Raw genomic sequence first — 24960 nt, forward strand, 5'->3', positions numbered from 1 at the left:
GGGGGGAAATGGCTTTCTTGTGCATTTTTGCAAAGGACTTATGCGCTAATTCTGATTGAACAGATATTTTTACACATGCAAAATACGTTCATACCTATAAGAGAATGACATAAGGAGACCTGCATGAAAAAAACCATCCTGGCCATGGGCGCGCTGGCGCTGGCTGTATCTTTCAATGGCGCGCAGGCGCAGATTTCTGACGGTATCGTCAAGATCGGCGTGCTGACCGATATGTCCGGGCCGTATTCGGCCATGGGCGGGCGCGGCTCGGTCGTCGCCAGCCAGATGGCGGTCGAGGATTGCCTGAAGGCCGAATGCAAGGGCATGAAGATCGAGATCGTCTCGGCCGACCATTTGAACAAGGCCGATGTCGCCGCCTCCAAGGCGCGCGAATGGCTGGACCGCGACAAGGTGGACGCCATCGTCGACCTGACCAATTCTTCGGTGGCGCTGGCCGTGCAAAAGCTGATGAAAGAGAAGGGCGGCATCGCCATGTTCAGCGGCCCGGCCACGGGACGGCTGACCAATGAAGACTGCTCGCCGAACGGCTTCCACTGGATGTTCGACACCTATTCGCAGGCGGCCGGCACGGCGGCGGCATTGACCAGACTGGGACAGAAATCGTGGTACTTCGTCACCGTCGATTATGCCTTCGGCCATTCGCTGGAAAAAGACGCCAGCGACGTCGTCAAGCGCAATGGCGGCACGGTGCTGGGCGCCGTGCGCCATCCGCTCAACGCCTCCGACTTTTCATCATTCCTGGTACAGGCGCAAGCGTCCAAGGCGCAGGTAATCGGCCTGGCCAATGGCGGCGCCGACACGGTATCGGCCATCAAGCAGGCGCGCGAATTCCGTATCGGCAGCGGCAAGGACCAGCGCCTGGCCGCCTTGCTGGTATTCCTGTCCGACGTGCACGCGCTGGGACTGGAAACGGCCCAGGGCCTGGTGTATGCCGATGGCTTTTACTGGGATTATGACGACCGCAGCCGCGCGTTTGCCAAGCGCTTCGAGGCGCTGAACAAGGGCGCCAAGCCGACCATGGTGCAGGCTGGCGTGTATTCCAGCGTTTACCACTACCTGAAATCGGTGGCGGCTGCGAAGAGCGACGACTCGAAAATCGTCGCCGAAAAAATGCGCCAGCTGCCTATCCAGGACGCCGTCATGCACAACGCCTCGATACGCCCCGACGGCCGGGTGATCCACGATATGTATCTGGTGCAGGTCAAAACCCCGGCCGAATCGAAAGGCCCGTGGGACTACCTGAAAGTGCTGTCCACCATCCCGGCCGAGCAGGCATTCAAGCCCATGGATGCGGCGGCCTGCAATCTGGTGAAAAAATAAGGAGCAGACCATGAAACCAGTCCCCGCCATCCCCCTGCATATCGGCGGCAAGCCGCATGCATCCTCCAGCACCGACTGGCGCGAGGTGATCAATCCGGCCACGCAGGAGATCGTCGCCAGGGTGCCGTTTTCCACGCGCGAGGAAGTCGAACTGGCCGTCGCCACCGCCAAAGAAGCGTTCAAGACCTGGCGCAATACGCCGCTGGCGGCGCGCATGCGCATCATGCTCAAGTACCAGCAACTGATGCGCGACAATATCGGCGCGCTGGCCGAACTGATCACGCGTGAACATGGCAAGACCTTGCCCGACGCGGAAGGGGAAGTGATGCGGGGCCTGGAAGTGGTGGAACACGCGTGCTCGATCGCCACCCTGCAGCTGGGCGAGATTGCGGAAAACGCAGCCACTGGCGTCGATGTCTACAATATCTACCAGCCGCTGGGCGTGGGCGCCGGCATCACGGCGTTTAATTTTCCCGTCATGCTGCCGTGTTTCATGTTCCCGATCGCGATTGCTTGCGGTAATACCTTCGTGCTGAAACCGTCCGAGCAAGACCCATCGTCGTCGATGTACCTGGTCGAACTGCTATACCAGGCGGGCTTGCCGGCCGGTGTGCTCAATGTGGTGCATGGCGGCGCCGATGTCGTCAACCTGCTGTGCGACCATCCCGACATCAAGGCTGTCTCCTTCATTGGTTCGACCCATGTGGGCACGCATGTGTACCGCCGCGCCAGTGAAGCCGGCAAGCGCGCGCAAGCCATGATGGGCGCAAAAAACCATTGCGTGGTGCTGGCCGATGCGAACAAGGAACAAGCCATCAATAACCTGATCGGCGCCGCGTTTGGCGCGGCCGGTCAGCGCTGCATGGCCAATTCCGTGGTGGTGCTGGTGGGTGCTGCGCGTGCCTGGCTGCCGGAAATCGTCGCCCGTTCCAAAAAACTGAAGGTGGGGCCGGGCAGCGACCGCGATGCGGACCTGGGGCCGATGGTCTCGAAAGCCGCCTTGCAGCGCGCAGAAAAGCTGATACAGGCTGGTGTCGACGAAGGCGCGCAATTGCTGCTCGATGGCCGTGGCCACCAGGTGGCTGGCTACGAAGGCGGCAACTTCATGGGGCCGACGATCTTTTCCGGCGTCGAGGCCACGCATTCGATCTACACACAAGAGATCTTCGGCCCCGCCATGTGCGTGGTGGAAGCCGACACGCTCGATGAAGCGATTGCCTTCATCAACGCCAACCCGAACGGCAATGGCACCTCGATTTTTACTTCGTCGGGCTGGGCAGGGCGCAAATTCCAGAACGAGATCGATGTGGGCCAGGTCGGCATCAACGTGGCCATCCCCGTGCCCGTCGCCTATTTCAGTTTTACGGGTTCGCGCGCTTCAAAACTGGGCGACCTGGGCCCGAACGGCAAGCAGGCGCTGTACTTCTGGACGCAGACCAAGACCGTTACGGCCCGCTGGTTCGCGCCGGACGATGGCGGCAGCGGCGTGAACACGACTATCGCCATGAAGTAGACGAGGGCGAGGATGATTACCACGCTGGTCTGCAGTGGCATTCGCCAGCGCACACGCCATGAAATTTTCATTAAAACATGTCTTATTTTGCATTGTAAAATTCACCATGTTAGTATTTGTGCATATTTTTATGGGATGAATAATGCGAACTCTGGATGTGTGTGCGATGGTGTTTTTCTTTGCAGCTAGCTGCGCGAGTGGCAGCAGCCACGCCAATTTTTCCGAAGATCAGGGAGGGGCTGATGGTGTCGTTTGTGATAAACCGTTTTATCCGGAAAGATTAACTCCTGCGCAGAGCAGTGGCAAGGTGGTGATGTTGATACACCTGAATCAACAAGGCCTGGTCCAGGATATTGCCATCGTCAATTCGGCCAACCATGCGGTAGTGGAAGACGCAACACTCGCCTGGAGGAAGACTTGCAAGTTTCCAGCAGCTCAGCTCGTTGCAGGTGAGGGATGGAGGATGATCAGTCAGGTCTGGCTTGATGAGCGCTATATGTTTGCTGAACGTTATGTCAGCGCCTATTGGAATTTCAAACGACAGGCGGCCAAGGGCAATGCCGGAGCCATGTTCCGCGTGGCGGAAATGACGGAGAGAGGCCAGGGTACGGGGAAGAACTCGGATGTCGATGTTGCGAAGGCCTTGTATTTCAAGGCTGCAGAAGCAGGCGATGCGCGTGCACAGGCCTGGCTTGCTTATCACTATCTGTTTGGTATCACTCTGCCGCTGGATAAGGTAGAGGGTCTGCGCTGGCTGCGGCTGGCGGCCGACAAGGGTAATCCTGGCGCGCGCAATCAATTGGCCCGCTGGTATGAGCGCTCGGATAATCCCGAGCGCGACCTGATCCAGGCGCGTAGCCTGTATCGCCAGGCGCAGGAAGGCAAGGACCCCGATGCCCGGATAGCCTTGGCCCGTATGCTGTTGGACTTGCCCAAGGCGCAGCGTGACCCTGAGCAGGCGGCGGCGTTGTACAAGGTAGCGGCGGATGATGGCGACCCACGCGCCATGTCGGCTTTGTCAGCCTTGTATACTGGTGGCGTGGGCGTGGTTGCTAATCTGGAGTTATCGGAAAAGTGGTTGGAGGAAGCCTTCAAGGCCAGGGACCCGCGTGCGGCCATGATGCGTGGTGATCAGCGCATGTCATCCGCCAGCGCCGCGACAGAAATTGGCGATGCGTGCAGCTTGTATCGCCGGGCGGCTGAACGCGGGTATGCGCCAGCGCAGGCCAGGCTGGCGCACTGCTTCATGGTGGGCAAGGGCTGGGTGCAGGATATACAGCGCGCGCGCCTGTGGTACGAACTGGCGGCGTCGGAAAACGACGCTACAGCGATGGCTGCCCTGGCAGGCATGGCTGAACATGGCGTAGGGCAAACCGTCGATGCTGCGGCCGCGCTGAACTGGTATCGCCTGGCCGCGCAACAGTATGAACTGTCAGCATTGGAGCGCATGCGGACCATCTATATGGATGGCGGCCTGGGACAGGCGCCCGATGCACAGCAGGCAGCGCTGTGGCTGGCGCGCCTGGAGGAAGCGCGCAGCCTGTAATAGCTAACGTCGCGTGATCAAGGCTGCTTGGCTTGCAGTGCGGCCAAGTCGGACTGGGCTTTTTGCAGCCGGCCTTGCAGCTTGGCGATTTTCTTCGGTTCCTTGTTGGCTTCCTGGGCCAGGCGCAGCGAACGCTCCGTCTGGCTTACTTTGGCCTGCGCCTGGATCAGCTTTTGCTTGCGTCGCTCGCTCAGCGCATCGTCGCGGCAGTGGGCGTTGACTTCATCGAGCGCACGCTGCAAGCCCGTGACCTTGTCGGCATAGCCTTTTTCCCTGGCCAGCCGCAGTTCGGTGCTGATGCTGTCGCGCTTGGCGGCGCAGCCCGCGAGCGGTGCGTCGGCGTAAGCGCTGCTGCTGGCGCCGACGGCGAGCAACAGGATCAGGGCAGTTTTCGATAAGTGCTTCATGGTAGTCCCGGGGCTATGTAGAAAAGTGCAATGTAAGCTGCGCCCCTTGGGCTGTCAAATGCCTGCTGTGCAGTGTGCCCGTGCGCTGCTGGCCCAGACTCCTGCGCCTTTATTTGGCGAGACGGCCTTTATGCGGCATGCTATGATATTTGTTATCGATAACAAATTAATGAGACAGTCGCCACCATGACCCCAGATTTTCGCTCCAAGCGCATGCTCGTCGAGCATATCGCCCACACCATGCGTTTTTATCACCCGCGCGCCATCGACCCGACCGGTGGCTTCTATCATTTCTTCCTCGACGACGGCAGCATCTACGATAGCCAGACGCGCCACCTGGTCAGCAGCACGCGCTTTATCTTCAATTACGCCATGGCCTATCGCCAGTTTGGCGACGACGATTACCAGGCCGCGCTGCGCCATGGCGTGGCCTTTTTGCGCGAGGTGCACCGCGATCCCGCCACGGGCGGCTATGCCTGGCAACTGAACTGGAAAGATGGCGTCAAGACGGTGGAAGATGGCGCCAACCACTGCTACGGCCTGGCCTTCGTGCTGCTGGCCTATGCGCATGCGCTTGCCGCCGGCATGCAGGAAGCACGCGCCTACCTGGACGAAACCTTTGAATTGATGGAGCAGCGTTTCTGGCTGCCTGAACACGGCCTGTATGCAGACGTGGCCAGCGCCGACTGGGCCACCCTCGATGGCTATCGTGGCCAGAACGCCAATATGCATGCCTGCGAAGCGATGCTGGCCGCGTTTGAAGCGACCGGCGAGGCGCGCTATCTGCATCGCGCCGAAACGCTGGCGCACAATGTCACCGTACGCCAGGCGGCGCTGGCCGATGGCATGATCTGGGAACACTACCGCCCTGACTGGTCCATCGACTGGGACTACAACTTGCATGACAAGAGCAATATCTTCCGCCCCTGGGGCTACCAGCCCGGCCATTTTACCGAATGGGCCAAGCTGCTGCTGATCATGGAGCGCCACGCCAAATTCATGGCCGGCCCGTCCGACTGGCTGCTGCCGCGCGCGCGCGCGTTGTTCGATACGGCGCTGACCAAGGCCTGGGATGGCCAGCATGGCGGCATCCATTACGGCTTCGGTCCGCAAGATGAAATCTGCGATGGCGACAAATACTTCTGGGTGCAGGCCGAGAGTTTTGCCGCCGCCGCCGTGCTGGCCGTGCGCACCGGTGAAGAAGGCTACTGGAAAAGCTACGACAAGATCTGGGACTACAGCTGGCAGCATTTTGTCGACCATGACCACGGCGCCTGGTACCGCATCCTGACGCCCGATAATCAAAAAATCAGCGCCGAAAAAAGCCCGGCCGGCAAGGTCGATTACCACACTATGGGCGCTTGCTATGAAGTGCTGAACGTGATCGGCGGTGCAGCATGAGCGCCCAGTTTCCCCGTTTTGTTTCGGCTGGCGAGGCCCTGACCGACATGCTGCGCACGGGCCCAGACCAGTGGAGCAGCCAGGTCGGCGGCTCGACCTGGAACGTGGCGCGCGTGATGGCGCGCCTGGGCGTGCCCAGCGCGTTCGCGGGTGCCGTCAGCCGCGACGTGTTTGGCGATGCGCTGGCGCAAGCGACCGAAGTCGCTGGCCTGGACATGCGCTTTTTGCAGCGTTATGCCAAATCACCGTTGCTGGCCATCGTGCATGAACTGCACCCGCCCACCTATTACTTTATCGGCGACGACAGCGCCGACCTGCATTTCGATGCGGCGCAGCTGCCGCCGACCTGGCAGCAGCAGGTCCAGTGGGTGCATTTCGGCGGCATCAGCCTGGCGCGCGAACCGCTGGGCAGCAAGCTGGTGGCGCTGGCGGCCGAATTGAAGGCGGCCGGCGTGAAGATCAGCTATGACCCGAATTTCCGCGTGATGATGGATGAACGCTACGACGCCACCTTGCGCCGCATGACCGAACTGGCCGATGTCGTCAAAGTGTCCGATGAAGACCTGGAAGGCTTGTTCCGCCACGCCGATATCGACGCCGCGTTTGCCACCCTGCGCAGCTGGAATCCGCACGCCACCTATCTGTACACGCGCGGCGCGCAAGGCGCAGCCCTGTACCAGGGCGACGCATCATGGCGGGCCGCGCCCCCGGTGATCGAGGTGGTCGATTCGGTGGGGGCGGGCGACGCCAGCATAGGCGGCTTGCTGTACAGCCTGATGTACCGCCCCGATGTCGATGGCGGCCAGCATCTGCGCTTTGCCGTCGCGGCTGGCGCAGGCGCCTGCCTGGCCGCCGGCGGTTCGCCGCCATCGGTGGAGCTGGTAGAAAAGCTGGTAGCCCGCACCGTGCTGGCTTGATTGTTTATAAGAAATTATTCCAGTCCGCCGCCATCATGGGGCGGATTGGTTTCCCTGCAATAAGAACCTGAGCAGGCTCAGTTTGCCTACCTTGTCATAAGTGAATGTCCTACATGGCCTTGTCGTCGTCGTGTCTACAATGTGAGTTCCGATACCCGCCAGCGGTATCGTCCCTTCACACCACATGGAGACACGAAATGGCCACCCAATCACATCAGGCAGCTCCCGTTTCCCGAAAAATCACCGGCATGCCCGAGATGGATGCAATCGAGCTGCTCACGCAAGACCATCAAAACGTCAAGGAGCTGTTCGAACAGTACGAGGCGCTGAGCGACCGGTCGCTCGCCAGCAAGCGCAAGCTGGCCCTGAAAATCTGCCTGGAATTGAGCAAGCACGCAACGGCGGAAGAAGAGATTTTTTACCCTGCCGTGCGCGAGGCGAACAAAAATAATCAAGATCTGATCGATGAAGCCGTCGTCGAACACGCGTCCGCCAAGGAGTTGATCGCACAAATCGTCGCTATGCAGCCTGGCGAGGACTTGTATGACGCCAAGGTCAAGGTGCTCTCCGAACAGATTGAGCATCACGTGCAGGAAGAAGAGCAAGACATGTTCCCCAAAGCGCGGGCCGCACAACTCGATTTGCCTGCCCTGGGGCAGCAGATCGCGGCGCGCAAAGCAGAAATCACCTTGCCGGAGATGCAGGCCTGAGTCTTGTACGCAATGGTCTTATGTGGATCAGCGCACGGAGTTCGGCGCTGGCCGCGGCTACACTGGGTAGCTTGCCAGCCATGCCTTGTCGTCGGCAACGCATGGCGGCGCCACCCGGGAGTACCAGATGAATGCACCGCTTTCCGCTTCAGCGCTTGATCAACTCTGTGTCGACGCCCTGCGTTTTCTGGCGATCGATACCGTCCAGCAAGCAAATAGCGGCCATCCGGGCTTGCCGCTCGATGCCGCACCGATGGCCTACACTTTGTGGACCCGCTTGCTCAAGCATGATCCGGACGACCCGCAATGGTTCGACCGTGACCGCTTCGTGCTGTCGGCCGGCCACGGCTCGGCCTTGTTATACAGCCTGCTGCACCTGACTGGCTACGCGCTGCCCATGGCGCAGATGCGCCAGTTTCGCCAATGGGGCAGCATCACGCCCGGCCACCCCGAACGGGGCTTGACGCCCGGCGTTGAACTCACCACCGGGCCGCTGGGCCAGGGTTTCGCCAACGGCGTCGGCATGGCGATGGTTGAAGCCCATCTGGCGGCACGCTTCAACCGCGATGGCCACACGGTGATCGATCATTGCACCTATGGCCTGGTCAGCGATGGCGACTTGATGGAGGGCGTGGCGGCGGAAGCTGCGTCGCTGGCCGGTCACTTGCAGCTCGGCAAGCTGATTTATCTCTACGACGACAACAATGTCACTTTGTCGGCCGGCACCGACATGACCTTCAGCGAAGACCGCGCCGCCCGTTTCGCTGCCTATGGCTGGCACACGCAGACCGTGGACGATGGCAATGACCTGGCAGCGCTGGAGCAGGCGCTGCGCGCCGCGCGCGCCGAAACCTCGCGCCCATCGCTGATACTGGTGCGTACCCATCTGGGATACGGATCGCCCAAGCAGGACAGTTTCGAGGCCCACGGCTCGCCGCTGGGCGAGGAAAACGTGAGACTTACCAAGCGCAAGCTGGGCTGGCCGGAAGCGCCGCCGTTTTATGTGCCAGACGCCGCGCGCGAGCATTTTCTTGCGCTGGGCCAGGGTGGCCGGCGTGAACATGCTGCATGGCAACAACGACTGGACGATTACGAGCGTGCCTATCCCGCACTGGCGCTGGAATTGCGGCAGCTGATGCAGCCTGGCGGCTGCGCCTTGCCCGAAGGCTGGGATGCCGGCATACCCGCGTTTCCCGCCGATGCCAAGGGCATGGCCACGCGCAGCGCTTCCGGCCTGGTGATGAATGCCATCGCCGCACATTTGCCGGCGCTGATAGGCGGCTCGGCCGACCTCGATCCGTCCACTTATACGGCGCTGAAAGATACGGGCGACTTCCAGCCGCCGGCCCTGCTTGCACCCGACCGCCAGGGATCGAACGGCGGCGACTGGAGTTATGCGGGCCGCAACCTGCACTTCGGCGTGCGCGAACATGCGATGGCGGCGATCTCGAACGGCATCGCTGCGCATGGTGGCGCGATCCCGTTCTGCGCCACCTTTTTGATTTTTTCCGATTACATGCGCCCGTCGATACGGCTGGCCGCACTGATGGATTTGCGCGTGGTGTTCGTCTTTACGCACGACAGCATCGCCCTGGGCGAAGATGGTCCGACGCACCAGCCGGTGGAGCAACTGGCCAGCTTGCGCGCGATTCCGCGTCTGATCGTGCTACGGCCAGCCGACGCCAATGAAACGGCGTATGCCTGGCGGGTGGCGCTGCAGTCACGCGAGCAGCCGGTGGCGCTGGCCCTGACGCGCCAGCATTTGCCGACCCTGGACCGCAGCAAATATGCGCCAGCTGATGGCTTGCTGCGCGGTGCTTATCTGCTGTCTGCGGCGGCGGGCGGCGAGGCACAGCTGCTGTTGATCGCCAGCGGCTCTGAAGTAACCCTGGCGCTGGCCGTGCAAGAGGCGCTGGCGCTGCGCAAGGTGTTCGCCAGCGTGGTGTCGATGCCGAGCTGGGAATTGTTCGATGCGCAGTCGCAGGACTATCGCGACACAGTGCTGCCGCCAGCGTTGACGGCGCGTCTGGCAATCGAGGCGGGTGTCTCGCAGGGTTGGCACCGCTATGTCGGCGACCACGGTGATGTGATGGCTATCGACACCTTCGGCGCCTCGGCCCCTGGTGATGTGCTGATGCAGCACTATGGCTACACGGTGGAGAATGTCTGCCAGCGCGCCCAGGCATTGCTGGGCGGCTGATGCAGTTATTTGCCTGGCTTGCTGCGTTTGCTGTCTAGCACTTGCAGTAAGGCGCGCCAGGAAGTGGCGAACGCTTCGGCGCCCTCGTGCTGCAGTTGCTGTGCCAGTGCATCGAGGTCGATGCCGGCGGTTTTGTAGGCTGCCAGGGTCTGCTCGGCATCGCCGCCGTCGGCCGGCATGCTGCCGCTGACGACGCCATGGTCGGCAAAGGCCAGCAGGGTTTTTTCCGGGATGGTGGTGATGGTGTTGGGGGCGGCCAGCGCCTGCAAGTAAAGCACGTCGGAGGCGTTTTTATCCTTGGTGCCGGTCGAGGCCCATAGCAAACGCTGTGGCCGCGCACCGGTTTCGGCCAGATGGCGCCAGCGCCGTGAGGCCAGCAATTCGCGGTAGGCGCGGTAGGTTTGCCGCGCAACGGCGATGCCTAGATGGTTGCGCAACGCTGCCGGCACTTTTTCGGCCACCGCCGCATCCCAGCGGCTGACGAATAGCGAGGCCACGGAAGCGATGGCGGGATCGAGCCCCGCTTCGAGGCGGCGCTCGATCCCACGCAGATACGCTTCGGCGGCCGCCTGGTATTGCGCGCAAGAAAACAGCAGGGTCACATTGACGGGCACGCCGGCGAAGATCGATTCTTCAATCGCCAGCAGGCCGGCCGGCGTGCCGGGAATCTTGATGAACAGATTGGGGCGATCTGCCCGCGCATGGAGTTCGGCGGCGATGCGTATGGTGGCTTGCGCGTCGTGCACCAGCAGTGGCGATACTTCCAGCGAGACCCAGCCATCGGCGCCATCGCTGGCATCGAAGTCGGGCCGGAACAGGTCGGCGGCGCGGCGCAAGTCATCCAGCGCCAGGTCGAAGAACAGCGCTTCGCCAGATTCGGCCTTGTTGCTGGCGATGGCCGCATCGTAGAAGGCCGTATCGGCCAGCGCATGCTGGTAAATCGTGGGATTCGAGGTCAGGCCGGTGATGGCCAGTTCGCGCCGGTAGCGCGCCAGCGTGCCGTCGTCGAGCAGGCCGCGTGTGATGTTGTCCAGCCACAGGCTCTGGCCCAGTTCATGCAAATTGATCGCTGCGTTCATGGTGATGTACTCCTGTTGGTGGGGCCGCGTGCGCGTCCCCGCTGTTTAGGTATTTGCTTTGGGCGGCGCGGCGCCCTGTTCCAGGTGGCCGCCGAAACCCTGGCGCATGGCCGACAGCAGTTTGTCGGCATAGTCGGCCTGGCCGCGCGAGCCGAAGCGCGCAAACAGCGCCGCGCTCAAGATCGGGGCAGGGACTGCTTCATCGATGGCGGCGTTGAGGGTCCAGCGCCCTTCGCCGGAATCGGCCACGCGCCCCGCATAAGCATCCAGCGCGGGATCGCGCAGCAGGGCGGCGGCGGCCAGGTCCAGCAGCCACGAGCTGACGACGCTGCCGCGCCGCCACAGTTCCGCGATCTCGGGCAAGTCCAGCGTGTATTGGTAAAACTCGGGATGTTCGAGCGGCGCCGTCTCGGCATCGGCGTGGGCACTGTCGTGGTGTATGCCCGCGTCGGCGTGGCGCAGGATATTGAAGCCTTCGGCAAAGGCGCCCATGATGCCGTATTCGATGCCGTTATGGACCATCTTGACGAAGTGGCCGGCCCCGTGCGGGCCGCAATGCAGGAAGCCCTGTTCGGCGCCTCCCGGACTGGCTTCGCGCCGGCCCGGCGTGCGCGGGGCCGAGGCGCTATCGGGCGCCAGGGTGGCGAACAGGGGCTTCAGGTGCTCGACTACCTCCGCTTCGCCACCGATCATCAAGCAATAGCCCCGCTCGAAGCCGGCCACGCCGCCGCTGGTGCCAACGTCGACGTGGCGCAGCTGGCGCGAGCGTAATTCTGCGGCGCGGCGGATGTCGTCGCGGTAGTAGGAATTGCCGCCATCGATGATGATATCGCCGGGTGCCAGCAGCGGTGTCAAGGACGCCAGCGCCGCATCGACCGCGCCTGCTGGCACCATCAGCCATAGCACGCGCGGCTGCACCAGCATGCCGATCAATTCTTCCGGTGTGGCCGCCGTGCTGACGCCAGGCCCGGCGATGGCAGCCCGCGCTTGTTCATGCGTGTCGTACGCCACACATTCGTGGCCGCCAGCGCACAGGCGGCGCAGCATATTGGCGCCCATGCGCCCCAGACCTATCATTGCAAATTGCATGGCGTGTATCTCCGCAGCTGGCTGAAGAAATCACCATGCGCCCTGTGGCCATGGCGGTCTGTGCGCGAGCGCACGCACAGGCCTTGATAAGCGCAGCAAAGCTAGCGTGCCACGCCTGACGAGGCCCGCACCATCAGCGTAAATTCCATCAGCTGATGCGTGGCGGCGGTTGTTTCACCAGCGCGGCGCTGGCGTATTTCATCGATCACCAGCTGTACGGCGGCGCGCGCCATGTCGGCGATGGGCTGGTGGATGGTGGTCAGTTCGGGCCAGACGGTGGTGGCCACGGGCGTGTTGTCGAAGCCGCAGACGCTTAACTGTTGCGGAACTTGCAAGCCCATGCCGTGCGCAACGGCCAGGGTGGCGGCGGCCATGTCGTCATTGCTGGCGAAGATGGCAGTCGGCAGGGTGTCCGCGCTGAGCAATTCTCGCGCCGCGTCGAGTCCTGAACGGTAGGTGAAATAGCCTTGCGCCACGCGCTGGGCGTCTACTTTCAGCCCGGCGTCGCGCATGGCGTCTTCGAAGGCCTGGCGGCGCAGCAGGGCCGGCGTGTGGGCCGGATCGCCTTCGATAAAGCCGATGTCGCGGTGGCCCTGGGCGATCAGATACTGTGTCATGGCCAGCGCGCCCTGGTAATCGTCGATGCGCACGGCCGACACGCCGGGAGCGGGGCGGGCGGTGGCCACGGCGATGGCCGGCACGCCCATCTGGTTCAATTGCGCCAGTACTTCGGTTGAATCGCACAGCGGCGGCGGCACCAGGATGCCGTCCACGCCCGCTTCCACCAGGCAGGCGATGGCGCTGCGCTGGCTGGCCAGGTCGTCGCAGCGCTCGAGCAGCAGCTGGCCGCCGCCCTGGCGGCACTGGTCCATGGCGCCGACCAAAAATTCGCTGAGAAAGGCGGCGCTGGGATTGCTGTATAAAAGGCCGATGCGCAAGGTGCCCGTGCGGGCCGCCCGAGCCGCCAGGTTGGGCTGGTAGCGCAGTGCGGTGATCGCCGCTTCGACCTTGTCGCGCGTGACGGCGCTGACGCTGGCGCGCCCATTGATCACGCGCGATACCGTCATGGCTGACACGCCAGCCATGCGCGCCACGTCATGCACGGTGGCGTCACTGGCGGTATCGAGGCGTGGGGGAGTGGTGGCGCTCATCTTATTCGAGGTGGCCGCCGAATTTCAGCTTGCCGCTGATGCGCATGCCGTGCAGCTGGCCTTCTTCCAGCTGGGTGGCGCTGGTGCGTTGCGCCGTATCGCGCCGCGCCAGGCCCACCGACAGTATATCGAGCACCATCAATTGCAGCAGGCGCACGATCATCGGCACGAAGTTCAGATTTCCCTCGGGGTGGTTCAGGGTCAGCAGCACGTCGGCCAGCTTGGCCAGTGGCGAACCGCTGGCCGTGATCGCCAGCACGCTGGCGCCGCAGCCTTGCGCCACTTTCACCGTGCGCAGCAGGTCGGGCAGGGCGCCCGAGCGTGAAATGACCAGCGCCACGTCGCCCGGCTTGAGCATGGCGGCGCTCATTTCCTGCGCCTGCTGATCGGCAAAGAAATTGCTGATGATGCCCAGGTTGAGCAGCTTTTGCTGCATGTCGTCGGCCACCACGCGGGCACTGCCCACGGCCAGCAATTCCACGCGCTGCGCGCTGCGCAGCAAGTCGATGGCGGTGGTCAGCGCCTTCACGTCGAGCATGTCGCGCAAGCCCAGCGCGGCCGAGGCGTTATTGCCCAGCACCTTGCGCGCCAGTTCAGCGTCGGAATCCGAGATTTCCACGTGGCAGTGCGATACCGTGATGGCGCCGCCCGTCAATCCTGACGCCAGCTTGAGCTTGAAGTCGGCTAGGCCCTGCACGCCGATCGAGCGGCAAAAACGCATCACGGTCGGCTGGCTCACGCCCACGCGCTGGGCGATTTCAGCGATCGGCAAGGTCAGCATGGCGTTCGGTTCCTTCAGCACCCAGTCAGCCACCTTGCACTCCGATGGGCTCATGCGGCCGCGCGCCTGGCGTACCGATTCCAGCACGGGCGAACCGGAGTTGGCGCGCTTGAGTTTTTGCGCCAGGATGGCGGCAATGCCCAGGAAAGTGGGCAGCTCGGCCGTGATCAAAAAGGTGGGGATCTGCGCCAGGTATTCATTCAGCCGGCCTTTTTGTTCGAAGCGCGCGCGGAACTGCGACTGCTCGAACAAGGGGCCCAGGCGCGGCACGATGCCGCCGCCGATATAGATGCCGCCCAGCGCACCCAGAGTCATGGCCACGTTGCCGGCGATGGAGCCGAGAATCGCGCAAAAACAGTCCACCGCTTCGAGGCAGATATCGTCCTCATTGCCCAGGGCGCGGCTGGTGATTTCAGCGGCCGGCAGCGGCTGCACGTCTTGCAGGCCGGCCCGTTCGGACAGGGCGCGGTAAATCAGTTCCAGGCCCCGGCCCGATGCGAGGCGTTCGGCCGAAACGTGCGGCAGTTCGCGCCAGGCATACGACAGCACATCCATCTCGCGCTGGTCACAAGGCGCGAAGCTGACATGGCCGCCTTCGCTGCCCAGTGCGATCCAGCGGTCTTCGGCGGGGATCATGCCCGACACGCCCAGGCCCGTGCCCGAACCGAGCAAGCCGATCACGCTGTCGGCGCGGGCCATGCCGCCGCCGATCTGCAGGCGCTGGTCGGCGCGCAGATAGGGCAGGGCCATGGCCAGCGCCGTGAAGTCGTTCACTACCAGCAACGTGTCGAGGCCCAGCGCGGAGCGCATCGCTTCGATCGAGAAGAACCAGTGGTGGTTCATCATGCGGATGGTGTCGTCGTCGATCGGATTGGCGATGGCGATGGCCGCGTGGCGCACGCGCGCCGAGCCGGCGGCGCGCGCTTCGGCGCTCATCATATAAGCGTTGATGGCGTCCCGCAGCGAAGCGTAGTCATCGCAGGGCAGCACGGCGACTGCTTCCAGGTGGCCTTGCCGCGTTTCAAGCACGAAGCGGGCATTGGTGCCGCCTATGTCGGCCAGCAGGCGCGGTCCATCACTGAAGCGTTCTGACGGGTCGCTGCCGCCTACCTCTATTTTTTCATCAATTCTCATGGCGTTGCTTTTGTCTCGTATGCGTGCGCTGTCGTTGCGGCGCAACTGTCGTTATCGGCGAAAACCAAGGATTCTAATGCGAATACGGCGGGCGTGCCAAAAATTGCCCCCTGTTTCAAACGTGCTGCCTGCTTGTCTGCGAAGAACGGCAGGGCTGAAAAAAGGAGAAATCAAGGCACAAATAAAGTGTCGCAGAGTAGTCGTAGGATTACAACATAATATGTTGATATTTGTTCGTAGTATAGTTACTATGTCCCTGCTGGAAAGAATTCTGGCCAGTCAATTCGGCCACGAATTACTAGATAAAAAATAAATTACTGAGGAGACTTACCATGCTGCATCGCACCATGTTAAAGGCCGCGTTGAAATCGCTGCCTGCTGCCATCGTTTTAGCCATCGCCAGCGGTACCGTTGCTGCCGACCCTATGTTCCCAAGTGACACCGAAGGTTTCCACGGCTACCTGCGCGCTGGCGCCGGCAGCACGACCGCTGACGGCGGCGGCCCACAAAGCTGCTACGGCCTGGGCGGCAACACCACGAAATATCGCCTCGGCAATGAGTGCGATGCCTACACGGAATTCGGTTACACCAAGGCCATCGCCAAGTCCGGCGACGTCACTTATATGGCCACTCTGTGGGTCAACGCTTTTGCGCCGACTTCCGACTTCGGCGACCGCAAGGTCGGCATCGTCAAGGCTTACGTCGAAGCACAAGGCCTGGACTTCCTGGCTGGCGGCACGGCCTGGGTCGGCAAGCGTTTCTACTACCGTCCTGACATCCATATGCTCGATACGCAGTACATCAACATGAACGGTACCGGTGCTGGTCTGGACCGTATCGGCAACTTCGGTCCCGGCAAGCTGTCGTACGCCTTCTTCAAGGACAACGACGTCACCAATACCTTCACCGACCCGGTCACGGGCAAGACCACCGTCAGTACCCAGTCCGCCGTGCGCCAGAACTTGATCTACGGTGAAATTCCTGTCAACGTGAATGGTACGCTGGACATCGCCGGCACCTTCATCAGCGGTCAGGGTAAAAACAACGATGGTCTGGGCGAGCGCCACAATGGCTGGCAATTGTCGGCCTTCCACCGTCAATCGAAAGTCTGGGGCGGCGGCAACACCTTCGGCGTGCAATACGGCGTCGGTCCTGGCATCGGTGGCGCCAGCAACGGCCAGTTTGGCGCATCGGGCAGCACCTTGTTCGGTTCGGACGTGAAACGTACCCGCGTGTTCAATGATATGGCGATCCAGCCGCTGGACCATTTCGGCATGGAATTCGTGGCCCTGTGGCAAAAAGACCAGTCGAACGCCACTGGTTCGTCGGTCTGGACCACGGTCGGTGTGCGCCCAGTGTACGCGCTGACCAACAACTTCAAGCTGGTTGCCGAACTGGGTACGGACCGTGTCACGCAAGAGAATGGCCCGGCCAAACGCCTGACCAAAATCACCTTTGCACCGACCATCTCGGCCGGTCCTGGCCTGTGGTCGCGTCCTGAATTGCGCGCCTTTGTCACCTACGGCAAATGGAACGATGCAGCGACCGCCTCGGTCAACGCCAACAACAATTCGGGCCCGGTGTACAACAACAATACCAGCGGTACCTCGTACGGCTTCCAGGTCGAAACCTGGTTCTAAGTACCTGGGCGCATCCTGATGGATGCGCTTTTTGGCGTCGCCCCATGATATGAATTATTATGCAACTCTGTCATGGATTGCGGTGCCAGCTTACGACTGATGCGCCTGCCCGTTTGCGTACGGGCAGGTGCGCAAGAGCGCCGATACAGGCGCATTTTTCACCTTGTTCGGCCTGCTGTGCCGAAGCCCCTAAAAGCTTGATCAAAAAAGGAATGTGGAGATGAAACTGAAATTCAAGATCACCCAACTGGCAGCACTGACCACCCTGGCATTCGCCGGTAACGCGTTCGCGACCGACGTCGAAGTGCTGCACTACTGGACCTCGGGCGGCGAAGCCAAGTCCGTCGGCCAGTTGCAACAGATGGTCAAGGAAAGCGGCTTCGGCTGGAAAGACTTCGCCGTGGCTGGCGGCGCTGGCGAAAACGCCGCGACCGCACTGAAAACCCGCGTCATTTCCGGCAATCCTCCGACCGCCGCCCAGATCAAGGGCCCGTCGATCCAGGAATGGGGCGCTGAAGGCGTGCTGGCCAATATCGACGACGCCGCCATTCCAGGCAAATGGGATGCCGTGCTGCCGAAAGTAGTCGCCGACATCATGAAATACAAAGGCCATTACGTCGCTGCACCGGTCAACGTTCACCGCGTGAACTGGATGTGGGTCAATCCGGAAGTATTGAAAAAAGCTGGCGTGACCACCATCCCGACCACCTGGCCAGCCTTCTTCGAAGCGGCTGACAAGGTCAAGAAGTCGGGCGCCATCGCGATTGCCCACGGCGGCCAGCCTTGGCAGGACGCGACCGTGTTTGAATCGGTCGCGCTGGGCGTGGGCGGCACCGAATTCTACAAAAAAGCCATTCTCAAGCTGGATCAGAAAGAGCTGACCAGCCCGACCATGATCAAGGTGTTCGACACCCTGGGCAAAGTCAAGACCTACATCGACAAGGATGCGCCAGGCCGCGACTGGAACCTGGCCACCGCCATGGTCATCAACAACAAGGCAGCCTTCCAGTTCATGGGTGACTGGGCCAAGGGCGAGTTCACCGCCGCGGGCAAAGTACCAGGCAAGGATTACCAGTGCGTCGCTGCGCCAGGTACCGATAAAGCCTACACCTTCAACATCGATTCGTTTGCCATGTTCACGCAAAAGGATGCGGATGCGAAGAAAGGGCAGATCGCCCTGGCCAACGCCATCATGAATCCGAAGTTCCAGTCGATCTTCAACTTGAACAAGGGTTCCATCCCTGTGCGTTCGGGTGTGTCGCGTGACAAGTTCGATGCTTGCGCCATCAAGTCGATGGACGACATGGACGCGACCAACAAGACTGGCGCGCTGGTGCCATCGTTCGCCCACGGCATGGCTCTGCCATCGGCTACCCAGGGCGCGATCTTTGACGTGATCGCCAAGTTCATGAATACCAACATGAGCTCGAAAGACGCGGTTGCCGAACTGGCCAAAGCGGCAAAAGTGAAGTAATCACGACGGCGCCGGCCTGACCGCCGGCGCTTTCTGCATCACCGCAGGCTATCGCCCGGCGCCTGCCAGCGCGATAGCCACACGCAGTTCTACTTCTACGGCTGTCTTATGTCCCTACGCAAGCATTTTGACCGATGGATACCACAGATGGTGCTGGGCCCGACGCTCATCGCCAGCCTGATATTCGTCTATGGTTTTATTATTTTGACCGGTTGGCTGTCGCTGACCGAATCGCGGCTGTTGCCGAACTACGAGTTCGCCGGCCTGGTGCAATACTACGAACTGTTCGGCAATGAGCGCTGGTGGACCTCGCTCAAGAACCTGGGCATCTTCGGTTTCCTGTTCATCGGTTGCAGCATTGTGATCGGCCTGTTCCTGGCCATCTTGCTGGACCAGAAAATCCGCGCCGAAGGCGCGCTGCGCGCCATCTATCTATATCCGATGGCGCTTTCCTTCATCGTCACCGGTACTGCCTGGAAGTGGATGCTGAACCCCAGCCTGGGGCTGGAAAAAGTCATGCATGACTGGGGCTGGACTTCGTTTACCTTTGACTGGCTGGTCAACTCCGACATGGCCATCTACACGGTGGTGATCGCCGGCGTATGGCAATCGTCAGGCTTCGTCATGGCGCTGTTCCTGGCTGGCCTGCGCGGTATCGATGACGAAATCATCAAGGCGGCGCAAGTCGATGGCGCATCTTTGCCGACCATCTACTGGCGCATCGTGATCCCGGCCATGCGGCCCGTGTTCTTCAGCGTGCTGCTGATCCTGGCGCATATCGCCATCAAGAGTTTTGACCTGGTCATCGCACTGACGGCCGGCGGACCTGGCAACTCGTCTTCCGTCCCCGCCATTTTCATGTACCAGTTTTCCTTCACCCGTGGCCAGCTGGGCCTGGGCTCGGCATCGGCAATGATGATGCTGGCCACCATCGTGGCCGTGCTGGTGCCGCTGATGTATCTGGAAACGCGCAGCGCAAAGGCAATGAGATGACACCTACACGTACCAACAACCGACTCACCCTGGGACGGGTGGTTTTATACCTGCTGCTGATTTTGTTCGCTGTGTACTACATCGTGCCCCTGTACGTAACGTTATCGACGTCGTTCAAGTCGCTCGACGAAATCCGCAGCGGCAACCTGCTGGCCCTGCCGCAAGTGTGGCAATTTGACTCCTGGGCCAAGGCCTGGGATTCGGCTTGCACCGGCGTGACCTGCAACGGCATGCAGCCCTTCTTCTGGAACTCGATCAAGATGGTGATCCCCGCCGTGCTGATCTCGACCTTCCTGGGCGCCTTCAACGGCTATGTGTTTGCGCACTGGCGTTTTCGCGGCTCCGAAGTGCTGTTCGCCGGCTTGCTGGTGGGCTGCTTCATTCCCTTCCAGGTGGTGATCCTGCCGATGGCCCAGTTGCTGGGCGAGTTCGGCCTGGCCAATACCACCACCGGCCTGGTATTCGTGCACGTGGTGTACGGTACGGCGTTCACCACGCTGTTTTTCCGTAACTACTATATCGGCGTGCCTGAAGAACTGATCAAGGCGGCCCGCATCGACGGCGCCGGCTTCTTCCTGATCTTCCGCAAGATCGTGCTGCCGATCTCGGGCCCGATTTTCGTCGTCTGCATCATCTGGCAGTTCACGCAGATCTGGAATGACTTCCTGTTCGGTATCGTGTTCGCCAGCGGCGATTCGCAGCCGATCACGGTGGGCTTGAACAACCTGGTCAACACGTCCACGGGCGTGAAGGAATACAACGTCAACATGGCGGCCGCGGTGATTGCCGCGCTGCCTACCCTGCTGGTCTATCTGGTCGCAGGCCGTTATTTTGTGCGCGGCCTGACCGCGGGCGCAGTCAAAGGTTAAGGAAATACTACATGTCCAGTTTATCGATACGCAGCATCCGCAAGGTGTACACCAATGGCGTCGAAGTCTTGAAAGGCATCGACATCGAGATCAAGGATGGCCAGTTTCTGATCCTCGTCGGCGGCTCCGGCTCCGGCAAATCGACCCTGCTCAATATGGTGGCAGGTCTGGAAAGCGTCACTTCGGGCGAGATCCTGATCGACGGCAAAGTCGTCAATGACTTGCCACCGAAGGACCGCGACATCGCCATGGTGTTCCAGTCCTACGCCCTGTATCCATCGATGACGGTGCGCGAGAATATCGCCTTCGGCCTGAACGTGAAAAAGGTGCCCAAGCACGAGCAGGAAGAGATCGTCGCCCGCGTCGCCGAAACGCTGCAGATCACGCATTTGCTGGACCGCCGTCCGGCGCAATTGTCGGGCGGCCAGCGTCAGCGCGTGGCCATGGGCCGCGCCATTTCGCGCAAGCCTTCGCTGTTCCTGTTCGATGAACCGCTGTCGAACCTGGACGCCAAGCTGCGCGTGGAAATGCGCGCCGAGATCAAGCGGCTGCATCAGCGCCTGAAGGCCACCATCGTCTACGTCACGCATGACCAGATCGAAGCGATGACCATGGGCGACCTGATTGCGGTCATGAAGGATGGCATCGTGCAGCAACTGGGCACGCCGCAGGAAATCTACGACAATCCGGCCAATCTCTTTGTGGCAGGCTTCATTGGCTCGCCATCGATGAATTTCATCACCGTCAAGCCCGTGATCGAAGGCAGCGAGGTGTTTGTCGGCATCGAGAACGCGGGCCAGAACCTGCGCTTGAAACTGCCGTTCGAAGCCGAGAAGCTGCGTGCCTATGTGGGCCGCGACGTGGTCCTGGGCGTGCGTCCGGAACAGATCACCGACACCAGCAGCGCGCATGGCGACGTGGGCCAGGAACTGAACTGCCTGGTCGACCTGGTCGAGCCGACCGGCCCGGATACCTTGCTGACGACGCGCTTGAACGGCGCTGCCGTGACCTGCCGCACGCACCCGCGCGAAGCCGTCAAGCCTGGCCAGTCCATGCAGCTGTCGTTCAACCTGTCGAAAGCGGCCATGTTTGATCCGGCCACTGGCGAACGTATCGCCTGATGTTTTTGATGCAATGAGAACGGCCCGCTTATCGAGAAGATAAGCGGGCCGTTTTTGTTTGTACTGAAGTTCCTGGTTTTTACTTCGCCAGCGATTTTTTATACGCGATCGCGTAAGTCAGCTTGCCTGTCGGCGTGACCAGGTCGTCCAGCGCGGCCTGGTTGAACACGCCGCTCCAGCCCAGGCTGGCCGCTGTCATGCCGCCGCTGACGATGTCCGTGCTTTGCAGCGCCACCATGGCTTTCGACGCCGTCGTAATGGCGGCCATATAGCTGTTCACGTCGCTGGTGTCGACTTTCGACATATCGACCACGGGCTTGTTGCGCAGCCAGCCGCCCCAGTAGAACTCCAAAAATTCCGTCGATGGCGTCGGCACGATGTAACCGGCGTCACGCGTGAAATACACCAGCGAACGGTAGGCATCGTTGCCCAGCGATTTCAAACCGATGGCGGCCGGCAGCTGGCTGGTGGCGATGGCCTTGTTACTGCCATCTTTCAGCCAGACCTTGTTGGCCTTCTTCATCTGCGCCCAGAAATCGTATTCATTGAGCTTGCTGAAGTTATCCGTCACCTTGACCCATACTTTCAGCTGGTGGTTCTGGCCATTGTCCGCATCCCAGAAGCTGGTGAAGGTGTGGTGGCCATCGGTCAGGTAAAGAGTGCCGTTCGGGCCGATGACGACCGTCTTCATGTCGGCGGGGCTGCTGCCCACAGCCGATTTGCACTGGAAGCTGGCCGGTGGATTGGACAGGGTGGCGCCGGCCACGTTGGCCGTTTTGGTCAGCACGTCGCTCTGGCCGTTCGCTTCGCACAGGTCGGCGAATTTTTTCGGCTTGTTGGTCTTGGCCATGACCAGGTCTTCCGCGCCGTAGCGGCCCAGCTTGTAGTAAATCTGGTCGTAGCCGATGGCGGGCTGCGTCGGGTGCAATTCATCGAGCGACACTTGCAGGAAGACGGGCGCGGCATCGGTGCCGGCAGCCGTGGCGGCCAGGGTTTGCTGGCGCGTGTTGAGCACGGGCGGCGTTTCCAGCACGCTCTTGCCGGTGGCGATCGGTGCGCCGCCGCCGACGATCTGCGCCACGATGCTGCCGCTGGCATTAAGGATGTCGATGTCGCTGCCATTTTGCTTGACTTGTAGATTGTCGAGCAAAACGTCGGCCGGATCTTTGCTGCCTGGCGTCAAAGGACCGTTGACGAAGTCATAGTTGGCCGCCATGCCCAGGGTTTGCAGCGGCGCAGCCAGTGCCGTGGCCAGCTGGGTTTGCGCTGTTTGCAGCTTGCCTGCATCGATGGCGGCCAGGGTGGCGGCCGGTGCGCTCGTTGGCGTGGCGCCCAGCAATTGCATGGCGATCACGGAGGTCAGCGGTGTCAGGTTGATGTTTTTTTCCGTGAGCGACACCGAGTACAAGGTGGCGCCGGCGGGCGTGGTGCCGGTGATCAGGAAGGGCGCTTTCGCCGTCGCGCTGATGGCCACGTTGATCTTGCCATTGACGTCGGTTGCGCTGAAGCCGACCTTGGTCTGAGTGGCGTCGTACACATTGACGACACTGCCGGCCAGCGGCTTGCCGGTGGCGGCCACGATGCTGACGATGCGTGCCGATGCGACGGGATCAGCTGTGGTGCCTGGCGTATTGTTGCCACCGCAAGCCATCAGTCCTGCACCCAGCGCCAGGGCCAGAGAAATCGATAAGGTCGTGCGGCGCAAGGCGCTGTGAGGCTGAAACATGGTTCTCCCGTTGGTGTCGGCATAAAAGTGCCGGTATGCTAACGGGGAAATATGTCGGCTTGATGACATCTGCTGTATTGTTTGGATTGCAACTGGCGTTTACAATGCCTGGCAAAACTGCAGCACGTGGCCAGTACTCATGACCCCAAATAAGCCGTTCATGACAGCTGGAACACCTTTCGCTGCTTGTTGCTGCGCGTCGGGATGCGCCAGGCTAACGTTGAGCCTTCCTCCTTTCAGAAAGTGTTTGACGATGAAATTGAAGTTGAAAAAACATGCAGGCGGCCTGCTAGCCATGATGGCAATCAGTACGGCCGTACCCGTCTGCGCCGAGGATGCGCAAGGGCAGTGGAGCGGCGCGATAGGCGGCGAATTGAACGTGGTTCTGAACGTGAGCAAGGTGGATAACGGTAGTTGGCAAGCGACTTTGGCCAGTCCCAGCCAGGGTTTCTCGACCAAGGTGGAGCAGTTTGCCTCGGACGCCGCGCATCTCAGTTTTTCCATCGCCAGGCTAAATGCCAGTTACAAGGCGACCTGGGATGAACAGGCCAAGGCCTGGACCGGCAGCTGGACCCAGGGCCGCACAGCACCGCTCAATTTACAGCGTGCTACCACCGCTAGCGTGGCCAGGCTGCAGCCGCGGCGGCCGCAGGAAGAGTCGATAGCAGCAACAGCGCCGCCGTATGACAGCCGGGAAGTCCGCTTTGTCAGCGCTGGCGCCACCTTGGCAGGCAGCCTGACGCTGCCAAAGGGGCCAGGCCCATGGCCGGCGGTGGTGCTGGTGCATGGCTCCGGGCCCAATACGCGCGACCAGGACGTCTTTGGACACAAGATATTCCTGATACTGGCCGATTACTTGACGAAGCGCGGCATCGCCGTGCTGCGCTATGACAAGCGCGGCGTGGGGGCCTCCACCGGTGATTATGCCTCGGCCACGACGCTCGATTTTGCAGACGACGCGCAAGCGGCCGTGGCTTTTCTGCGCACCCGGCCCGAGATCAAGACCCGCCGTATCGGCATGGTGGGCCATTCCGAAGGCGGCCTGATCGCGCCTATGGTGGCGGCGCGCGATCCGCAGCTTGGCTTTGTCGTGATGATGGCCGGCCCTGGCGTGCGCGGCGAATTATTGATGGTCGAGCAGATGGCCCTGAGTGCCGAATCGGCGGGCATCGCTGCAGACAGGGTCGCCAGGCAGCGCAAGCTGTACCAGGCGCTGTTTGCCGCCATCGTTGCCGAACCTGATGCAGAGCAGGCCAGGCGCAAGGCGACGGCTATCCTGGAACAGGGAGAACGCGATGCCGTGATGCCCTCCGGCGTGGCGGCGCCGATGGTGAAACAGTTCACCAGTCCATGGTTCCGTACTTTCTTCACGCTCGAACCTGGCGCGGCCTTGCGGGCCCTGGACCAGCCGGTGCTTGTGCTTAATGGCGAGCTCGATCGCCAGGTGCCGTCCAGGCTTGATCTGGACGCGATCCGCACGGCATTGGCCAGCAACCCGCACGCGGTGATCAAGGAACTGCCGAAACTGAACCATTTGTTCCAGACCGCCACCACGGGCGCGGCGCTTGAATACGCGCAGATCGAGGAAACGCTGGCGCCATCGGCACTGGCCTTGATCGGCGACTGGATAAGCGGCCAGGTTCATTAGTATGCGCATGAACAAGATGCCGCCGCAGCATGCGGCAAAAGACCAGGTACTGCCAGCCAGCCTGGCCGGACAACTGGCGGGATGGTCGCTGAAGGCGCAGCAATACCCGGTATTCAGCCGCAGCTGGTTTAGCTGCCGGGTACGCTCCTTCCTGTGGCCGATGGCCATCTTCACGGTAATTGTGCTGATTATCGCCGGCGTGATATGAGCGCAACCAGGT

At 61.4% G+C, this 24960-nt stretch carries 20 protein-coding genes; 14 read left to right on the forward strand and 6 right to left on the reverse strand.

The annotated features are described in order from the left end of the window. Positions 1-123 precede the first annotated feature (123 nt). The 3 genes from HDE72_RS08580 to HDE72_RS08590 all read left to right on the forward strand — a co-directional run bounded on the left by HDE72_RS08580 (position 124) and on the right by HDE72_RS08590 (position 4400). Complete coding sequence (locus HDE72_RS08580; RefSeq protein ID WP_183738924.1) at positions 124-1341, forward strand: ABC transporter substrate-binding protein; 1218 nt, start codon at positions 124-126, stop codon at positions 1339-1341. Between the two features lie 10 nt (positions 1342-1351). Next, complete coding sequence (locus HDE72_RS08585; RefSeq protein WP_183738927.1) at positions 1352-2854, forward strand: CoA-acylating methylmalonate-semialdehyde dehydrogenase; 1503 nt, start codon at positions 1352-1354, stop codon at positions 2852-2854. 463 nt (positions 2855-3317) lie between these two features. Further along, positions 3318-4400, forward strand: coding sequence for a tetratricopeptide repeat protein (locus tag HDE72_RS08590; protein WP_183738930.1), 1083 nt, complete (start codon positions 3318-3320; stop codon positions 4398-4400). Positions 4401-4417: 17 nt separating this feature from the next. Here the strand turns inward: HDE72_RS08590 and HDE72_RS08595 are convergent, their stop codons facing one another. Then, positions 4418-4807, reverse strand: a complete 390-nt coding sequence (locus tag HDE72_RS08595; RefSeq protein WP_183738933.1) for a DUF1090 domain-containing protein — start codon at positions 4805-4807, stop codon at positions 4418-4420. Positions 4808-4993: 186 nt separating this feature from the next. On the opposite strand from HDE72_RS08595, the gene HDE72_RS08600 reads away from it, so the two are divergent. The 4 genes from HDE72_RS08600 to tkt all read left to right on the forward strand — a co-directional run bounded on the left by HDE72_RS08600 (position 4994) and on the right by tkt (position 10035). Beyond that, positions 4994-6208 carry an AGE family epimerase/isomerase gene (locus tag HDE72_RS08600; RefSeq protein ID WP_183738936.1) on the forward strand — a complete coding sequence of 405 codons (1215 nt, stop codon included), beginning with the start codon at positions 4994-4996 and terminating at the stop codon, positions 6206-6208. After that, on the forward strand, positions 6205-7125 hold the full coding sequence (locus HDE72_RS08605; protein WP_183738939.1) for a carbohydrate kinase family protein: 921 nt from the start codon (positions 6205-6207) through the stop codon (positions 7123-7125). The genes HDE72_RS08600 and HDE72_RS08605 overlap by 4 nt, the downstream gene beginning before the upstream one ends. A gap of 197 nt (positions 7126-7322) precedes the next feature. Beyond that, positions 7323-7835, forward strand: a complete 513-nt coding sequence (locus HDE72_RS08610; protein ID WP_183738942.1) for a hemerythrin domain-containing protein — start codon at positions 7323-7325, stop codon at positions 7833-7835. A gap of 127 nt (positions 7836-7962) precedes the next feature. Further along, a complete protein-coding gene (tkt, locus tag HDE72_RS08615) occupies positions 7963-10035 on the forward strand; it encodes a transketolase (protein WP_183738945.1) in 2073 nt (690 codons plus the stop codon). A gap of 5 nt (positions 10036-10040) precedes the next feature. On the opposite strand, the gene tal is transcribed toward tkt, so the two are convergent. From tal to HDE72_RS08635, 4 genes are all read right to left on the reverse strand, one after another. Next, a complete protein-coding gene (gene tal, locus HDE72_RS08620; protein ID WP_183738947.1) occupies positions 10041-11114 on the reverse strand; it encodes a transaldolase in 1074 nt (357 codons plus the stop codon). 45 nt (positions 11115-11159) lie between these two features. Then, on the reverse strand, positions 11160-12203 hold the full coding sequence (gene gnd, locus HDE72_RS08625) for a phosphogluconate dehydrogenase (NAD(+)-dependent, decarboxylating) (protein WP_183738950.1): 1044 nt from the start codon (positions 12201-12203) through the stop codon (positions 11160-11162). Positions 12204-12304: 101 nt separating this feature from the next. Beyond that, entirely contained in the window at positions 12305-13354 is a 1050-nt protein-coding gene (locus HDE72_RS08630) for a LacI family DNA-binding transcriptional regulator (RefSeq protein WP_183738953.1), read from the reverse strand. Position 13355: 1 nt separating this feature from the next. Further along, positions 13356-15269: a glucokinase gene (locus tag HDE72_RS08635; RefSeq protein WP_183738956.1), complete on the reverse strand. Its 1914-nt coding sequence runs from the start codon at positions 15267-15269 to the stop codon at positions 13356-13358. A gap of 332 nt (positions 15270-15601) precedes the next feature. On the opposite strand from HDE72_RS08635, the gene HDE72_RS08640 reads away from it, so the two are divergent. From HDE72_RS08640 to HDE72_RS08660, 5 genes are all read left to right on the forward strand, one after another. Further along, the gene (locus HDE72_RS08640) at positions 15602-16909 is read left to right on the forward strand and encodes a maltoporin (protein WP_183738958.1); all 1308 of its coding nucleotides are present in this window, start codon (positions 15602-15604) and stop codon (positions 16907-16909) included. A gap of 220 nt (positions 16910-17129) precedes the next feature. Then, a complete protein-coding gene (locus tag HDE72_RS08645; protein WP_183738961.1) occupies positions 17130-18383 on the forward strand; it encodes an ABC transporter substrate-binding protein in 1254 nt (417 codons plus the stop codon). 108 nt (positions 18384-18491) lie between these two features. Then, on the forward strand, positions 18492-19376 hold the full coding sequence (locus tag HDE72_RS08650; protein WP_183676374.1) for a carbohydrate ABC transporter permease: 885 nt from the start codon (positions 18492-18494) through the stop codon (positions 19374-19376). Further along, positions 19373-20245 carry a carbohydrate ABC transporter permease gene (locus HDE72_RS08655; protein ID WP_183738964.1) on the forward strand — a complete coding sequence of 291 codons (873 nt, stop codon included), beginning with the start codon at positions 19373-19375 and terminating at the stop codon, positions 20243-20245. The genes HDE72_RS08650 and HDE72_RS08655 overlap by 4 nt, the downstream gene beginning before the upstream one ends. Positions 20246-20256: 11 nt before the next feature. After that, positions 20257-21366, forward strand: coding sequence for an ABC transporter ATP-binding protein (locus HDE72_RS08660; protein ID WP_183738966.1), 1110 nt, complete (start codon positions 20257-20259; stop codon positions 21364-21366). 79 nt (positions 21367-21445) lie between these two features. Here HDE72_RS08660 and HDE72_RS08665 read toward each other — a convergent pair whose 3' ends face one another. Continuing rightward, on the reverse strand, positions 21446-23092 hold the full coding sequence (locus HDE72_RS08665) for a ParB/Srx family N-terminal domain-containing protein (protein ID WP_183738969.1): 1647 nt from the start codon (positions 23090-23092) through the stop codon (positions 21446-21448). 295 nt (positions 23093-23387) lie between these two features. Between HDE72_RS08665 and HDE72_RS08670 the strand changes: the two genes are divergently transcribed. Beyond that, positions 23388-24740, forward strand: a complete 1353-nt coding sequence (locus HDE72_RS08670) for an alpha/beta hydrolase family protein (protein ID WP_183738972.1) — start codon at positions 23388-23390, stop codon at positions 24738-24740. Between the two features lie 7 nt (positions 24741-24747). Further along, positions 24748-24948 carry a hypothetical protein gene (locus HDE72_RS08675; RefSeq protein WP_183738975.1) on the forward strand — a complete coding sequence of 67 codons (201 nt, stop codon included), beginning with the start codon at positions 24748-24750 and terminating at the stop codon, positions 24946-24948. Positions 24949-24960 lie beyond the last annotated feature (12 nt).

Source organism: Janthinobacterium saanense (assembly GCF_014200675.1).
In the GTDB taxonomy this organism is placed as follows: domain Bacteria; phylum Pseudomonadota; class Gammaproteobacteria; order Burkholderiales; family Burkholderiaceae_D; genus Janthinobacterium.

Bases quoted from the DNA above. Each gene is read 5' to 3' on its own strand.
- HDE72_RS08580 (WP_183738924.1), top strand. From the start codon at position 124: ATGAAAAAAACCATCCTGGCCATGGGCGCGCTGGCGCTGGCTGTATCT.
- HDE72_RS08585 (WP_183738927.1), top strand. From the start codon at position 1,352: ATGAAACCAGTCCCCGCCATCCCCCTGCATATCGGCGGCAAGCCGCAT.
- HDE72_RS08590 (WP_183738930.1), top strand. From the start codon at position 3,318: ATGATCAGTCAGGTCTGGCTTGATGAGCGCTATATGTTTGCTGAACGT.
- HDE72_RS08595 (WP_183738933.1), bottom strand. From the start codon at position 4,807: ATGAAGCACTTATCGAAAACTGCCCTGATCCTGTTGCTCGCCGTCGGC.
- HDE72_RS08600 (WP_183738936.1), top strand. From the start codon at position 4,994: ATGACCCCAGATTTTCGCTCCAAGCGCATGCTCGTCGAGCATATCGCC.
- HDE72_RS08605 (WP_183738939.1), top strand. From the start codon at position 6,205: ATGAGCGCCCAGTTTCCCCGTTTTGTTTCGGCTGGCGAGGCCCTGACC.
- HDE72_RS08610 (WP_183738942.1), top strand. From the start codon at position 7,323: ATGGCCACCCAATCACATCAGGCAGCTCCCGTTTCCCGAAAAATCACC.
- tkt (WP_183738945.1), top strand. From the start codon at position 7,963: ATGAATGCACCGCTTTCCGCTTCAGCGCTTGATCAACTCTGTGTCGAC.
- tal (WP_183738947.1), bottom strand. From the start codon at position 11,114: ATGAACGCAGCGATCAATTTGCATGAACTGGGCCAGAGCCTGTGGCTG.
- gnd (WP_183738950.1), bottom strand. From the start codon at position 12,203: ATGCAATTTGCAATGATAGGTCTGGGGCGCATGGGCGCCAATATGCTG.
- HDE72_RS08630 (WP_183738953.1), bottom strand. From the start codon at position 13,354: ATGAGCGCCACCACTCCCCCACGCCTCGATACCGCCAGTGACGCCACC.
- HDE72_RS08635 (WP_183738956.1), bottom strand. From the start codon at position 15,269: ATGAGAATTGATGAAAAAATAGAGGTAGGCGGCAGCGACCCGTCAGAA.
- HDE72_RS08640 (WP_183738958.1), top strand. From the start codon at position 15,602: ATGCTGCATCGCACCATGTTAAAGGCCGCGTTGAAATCGCTGCCTGCT.
- HDE72_RS08645 (WP_183738961.1), top strand. From the start codon at position 17,130: ATGAAACTGAAATTCAAGATCACCCAACTGGCAGCACTGACCACCCTG.
- HDE72_RS08650 (WP_183676374.1), top strand. From the start codon at position 18,492: ATGTCCCTACGCAAGCATTTTGACCGATGGATACCACAGATGGTGCTG.
- HDE72_RS08655 (WP_183738964.1), top strand. From the start codon at position 19,373: ATGACACCTACACGTACCAACAACCGACTCACCCTGGGACGGGTGGTT.
- HDE72_RS08660 (WP_183738966.1), top strand. From the start codon at position 20,257: ATGTCCAGTTTATCGATACGCAGCATCCGCAAGGTGTACACCAATGGC.
- HDE72_RS08665 (WP_183738969.1), bottom strand. From the start codon at position 23,092: ATGTTTCAGCCTCACAGCGCCTTGCGCCGCACGACCTTATCGATTTCT.
- HDE72_RS08670 (WP_183738972.1), top strand. From the start codon at position 23,388: ATGATGGCAATCAGTACGGCCGTACCCGTCTGCGCCGAGGATGCGCAA.
- HDE72_RS08675 (WP_183738975.1), top strand. From the start codon at position 24,748: ATGAACAAGATGCCGCCGCAGCATGCGGCAAAAGACCAGGTACTGCCA.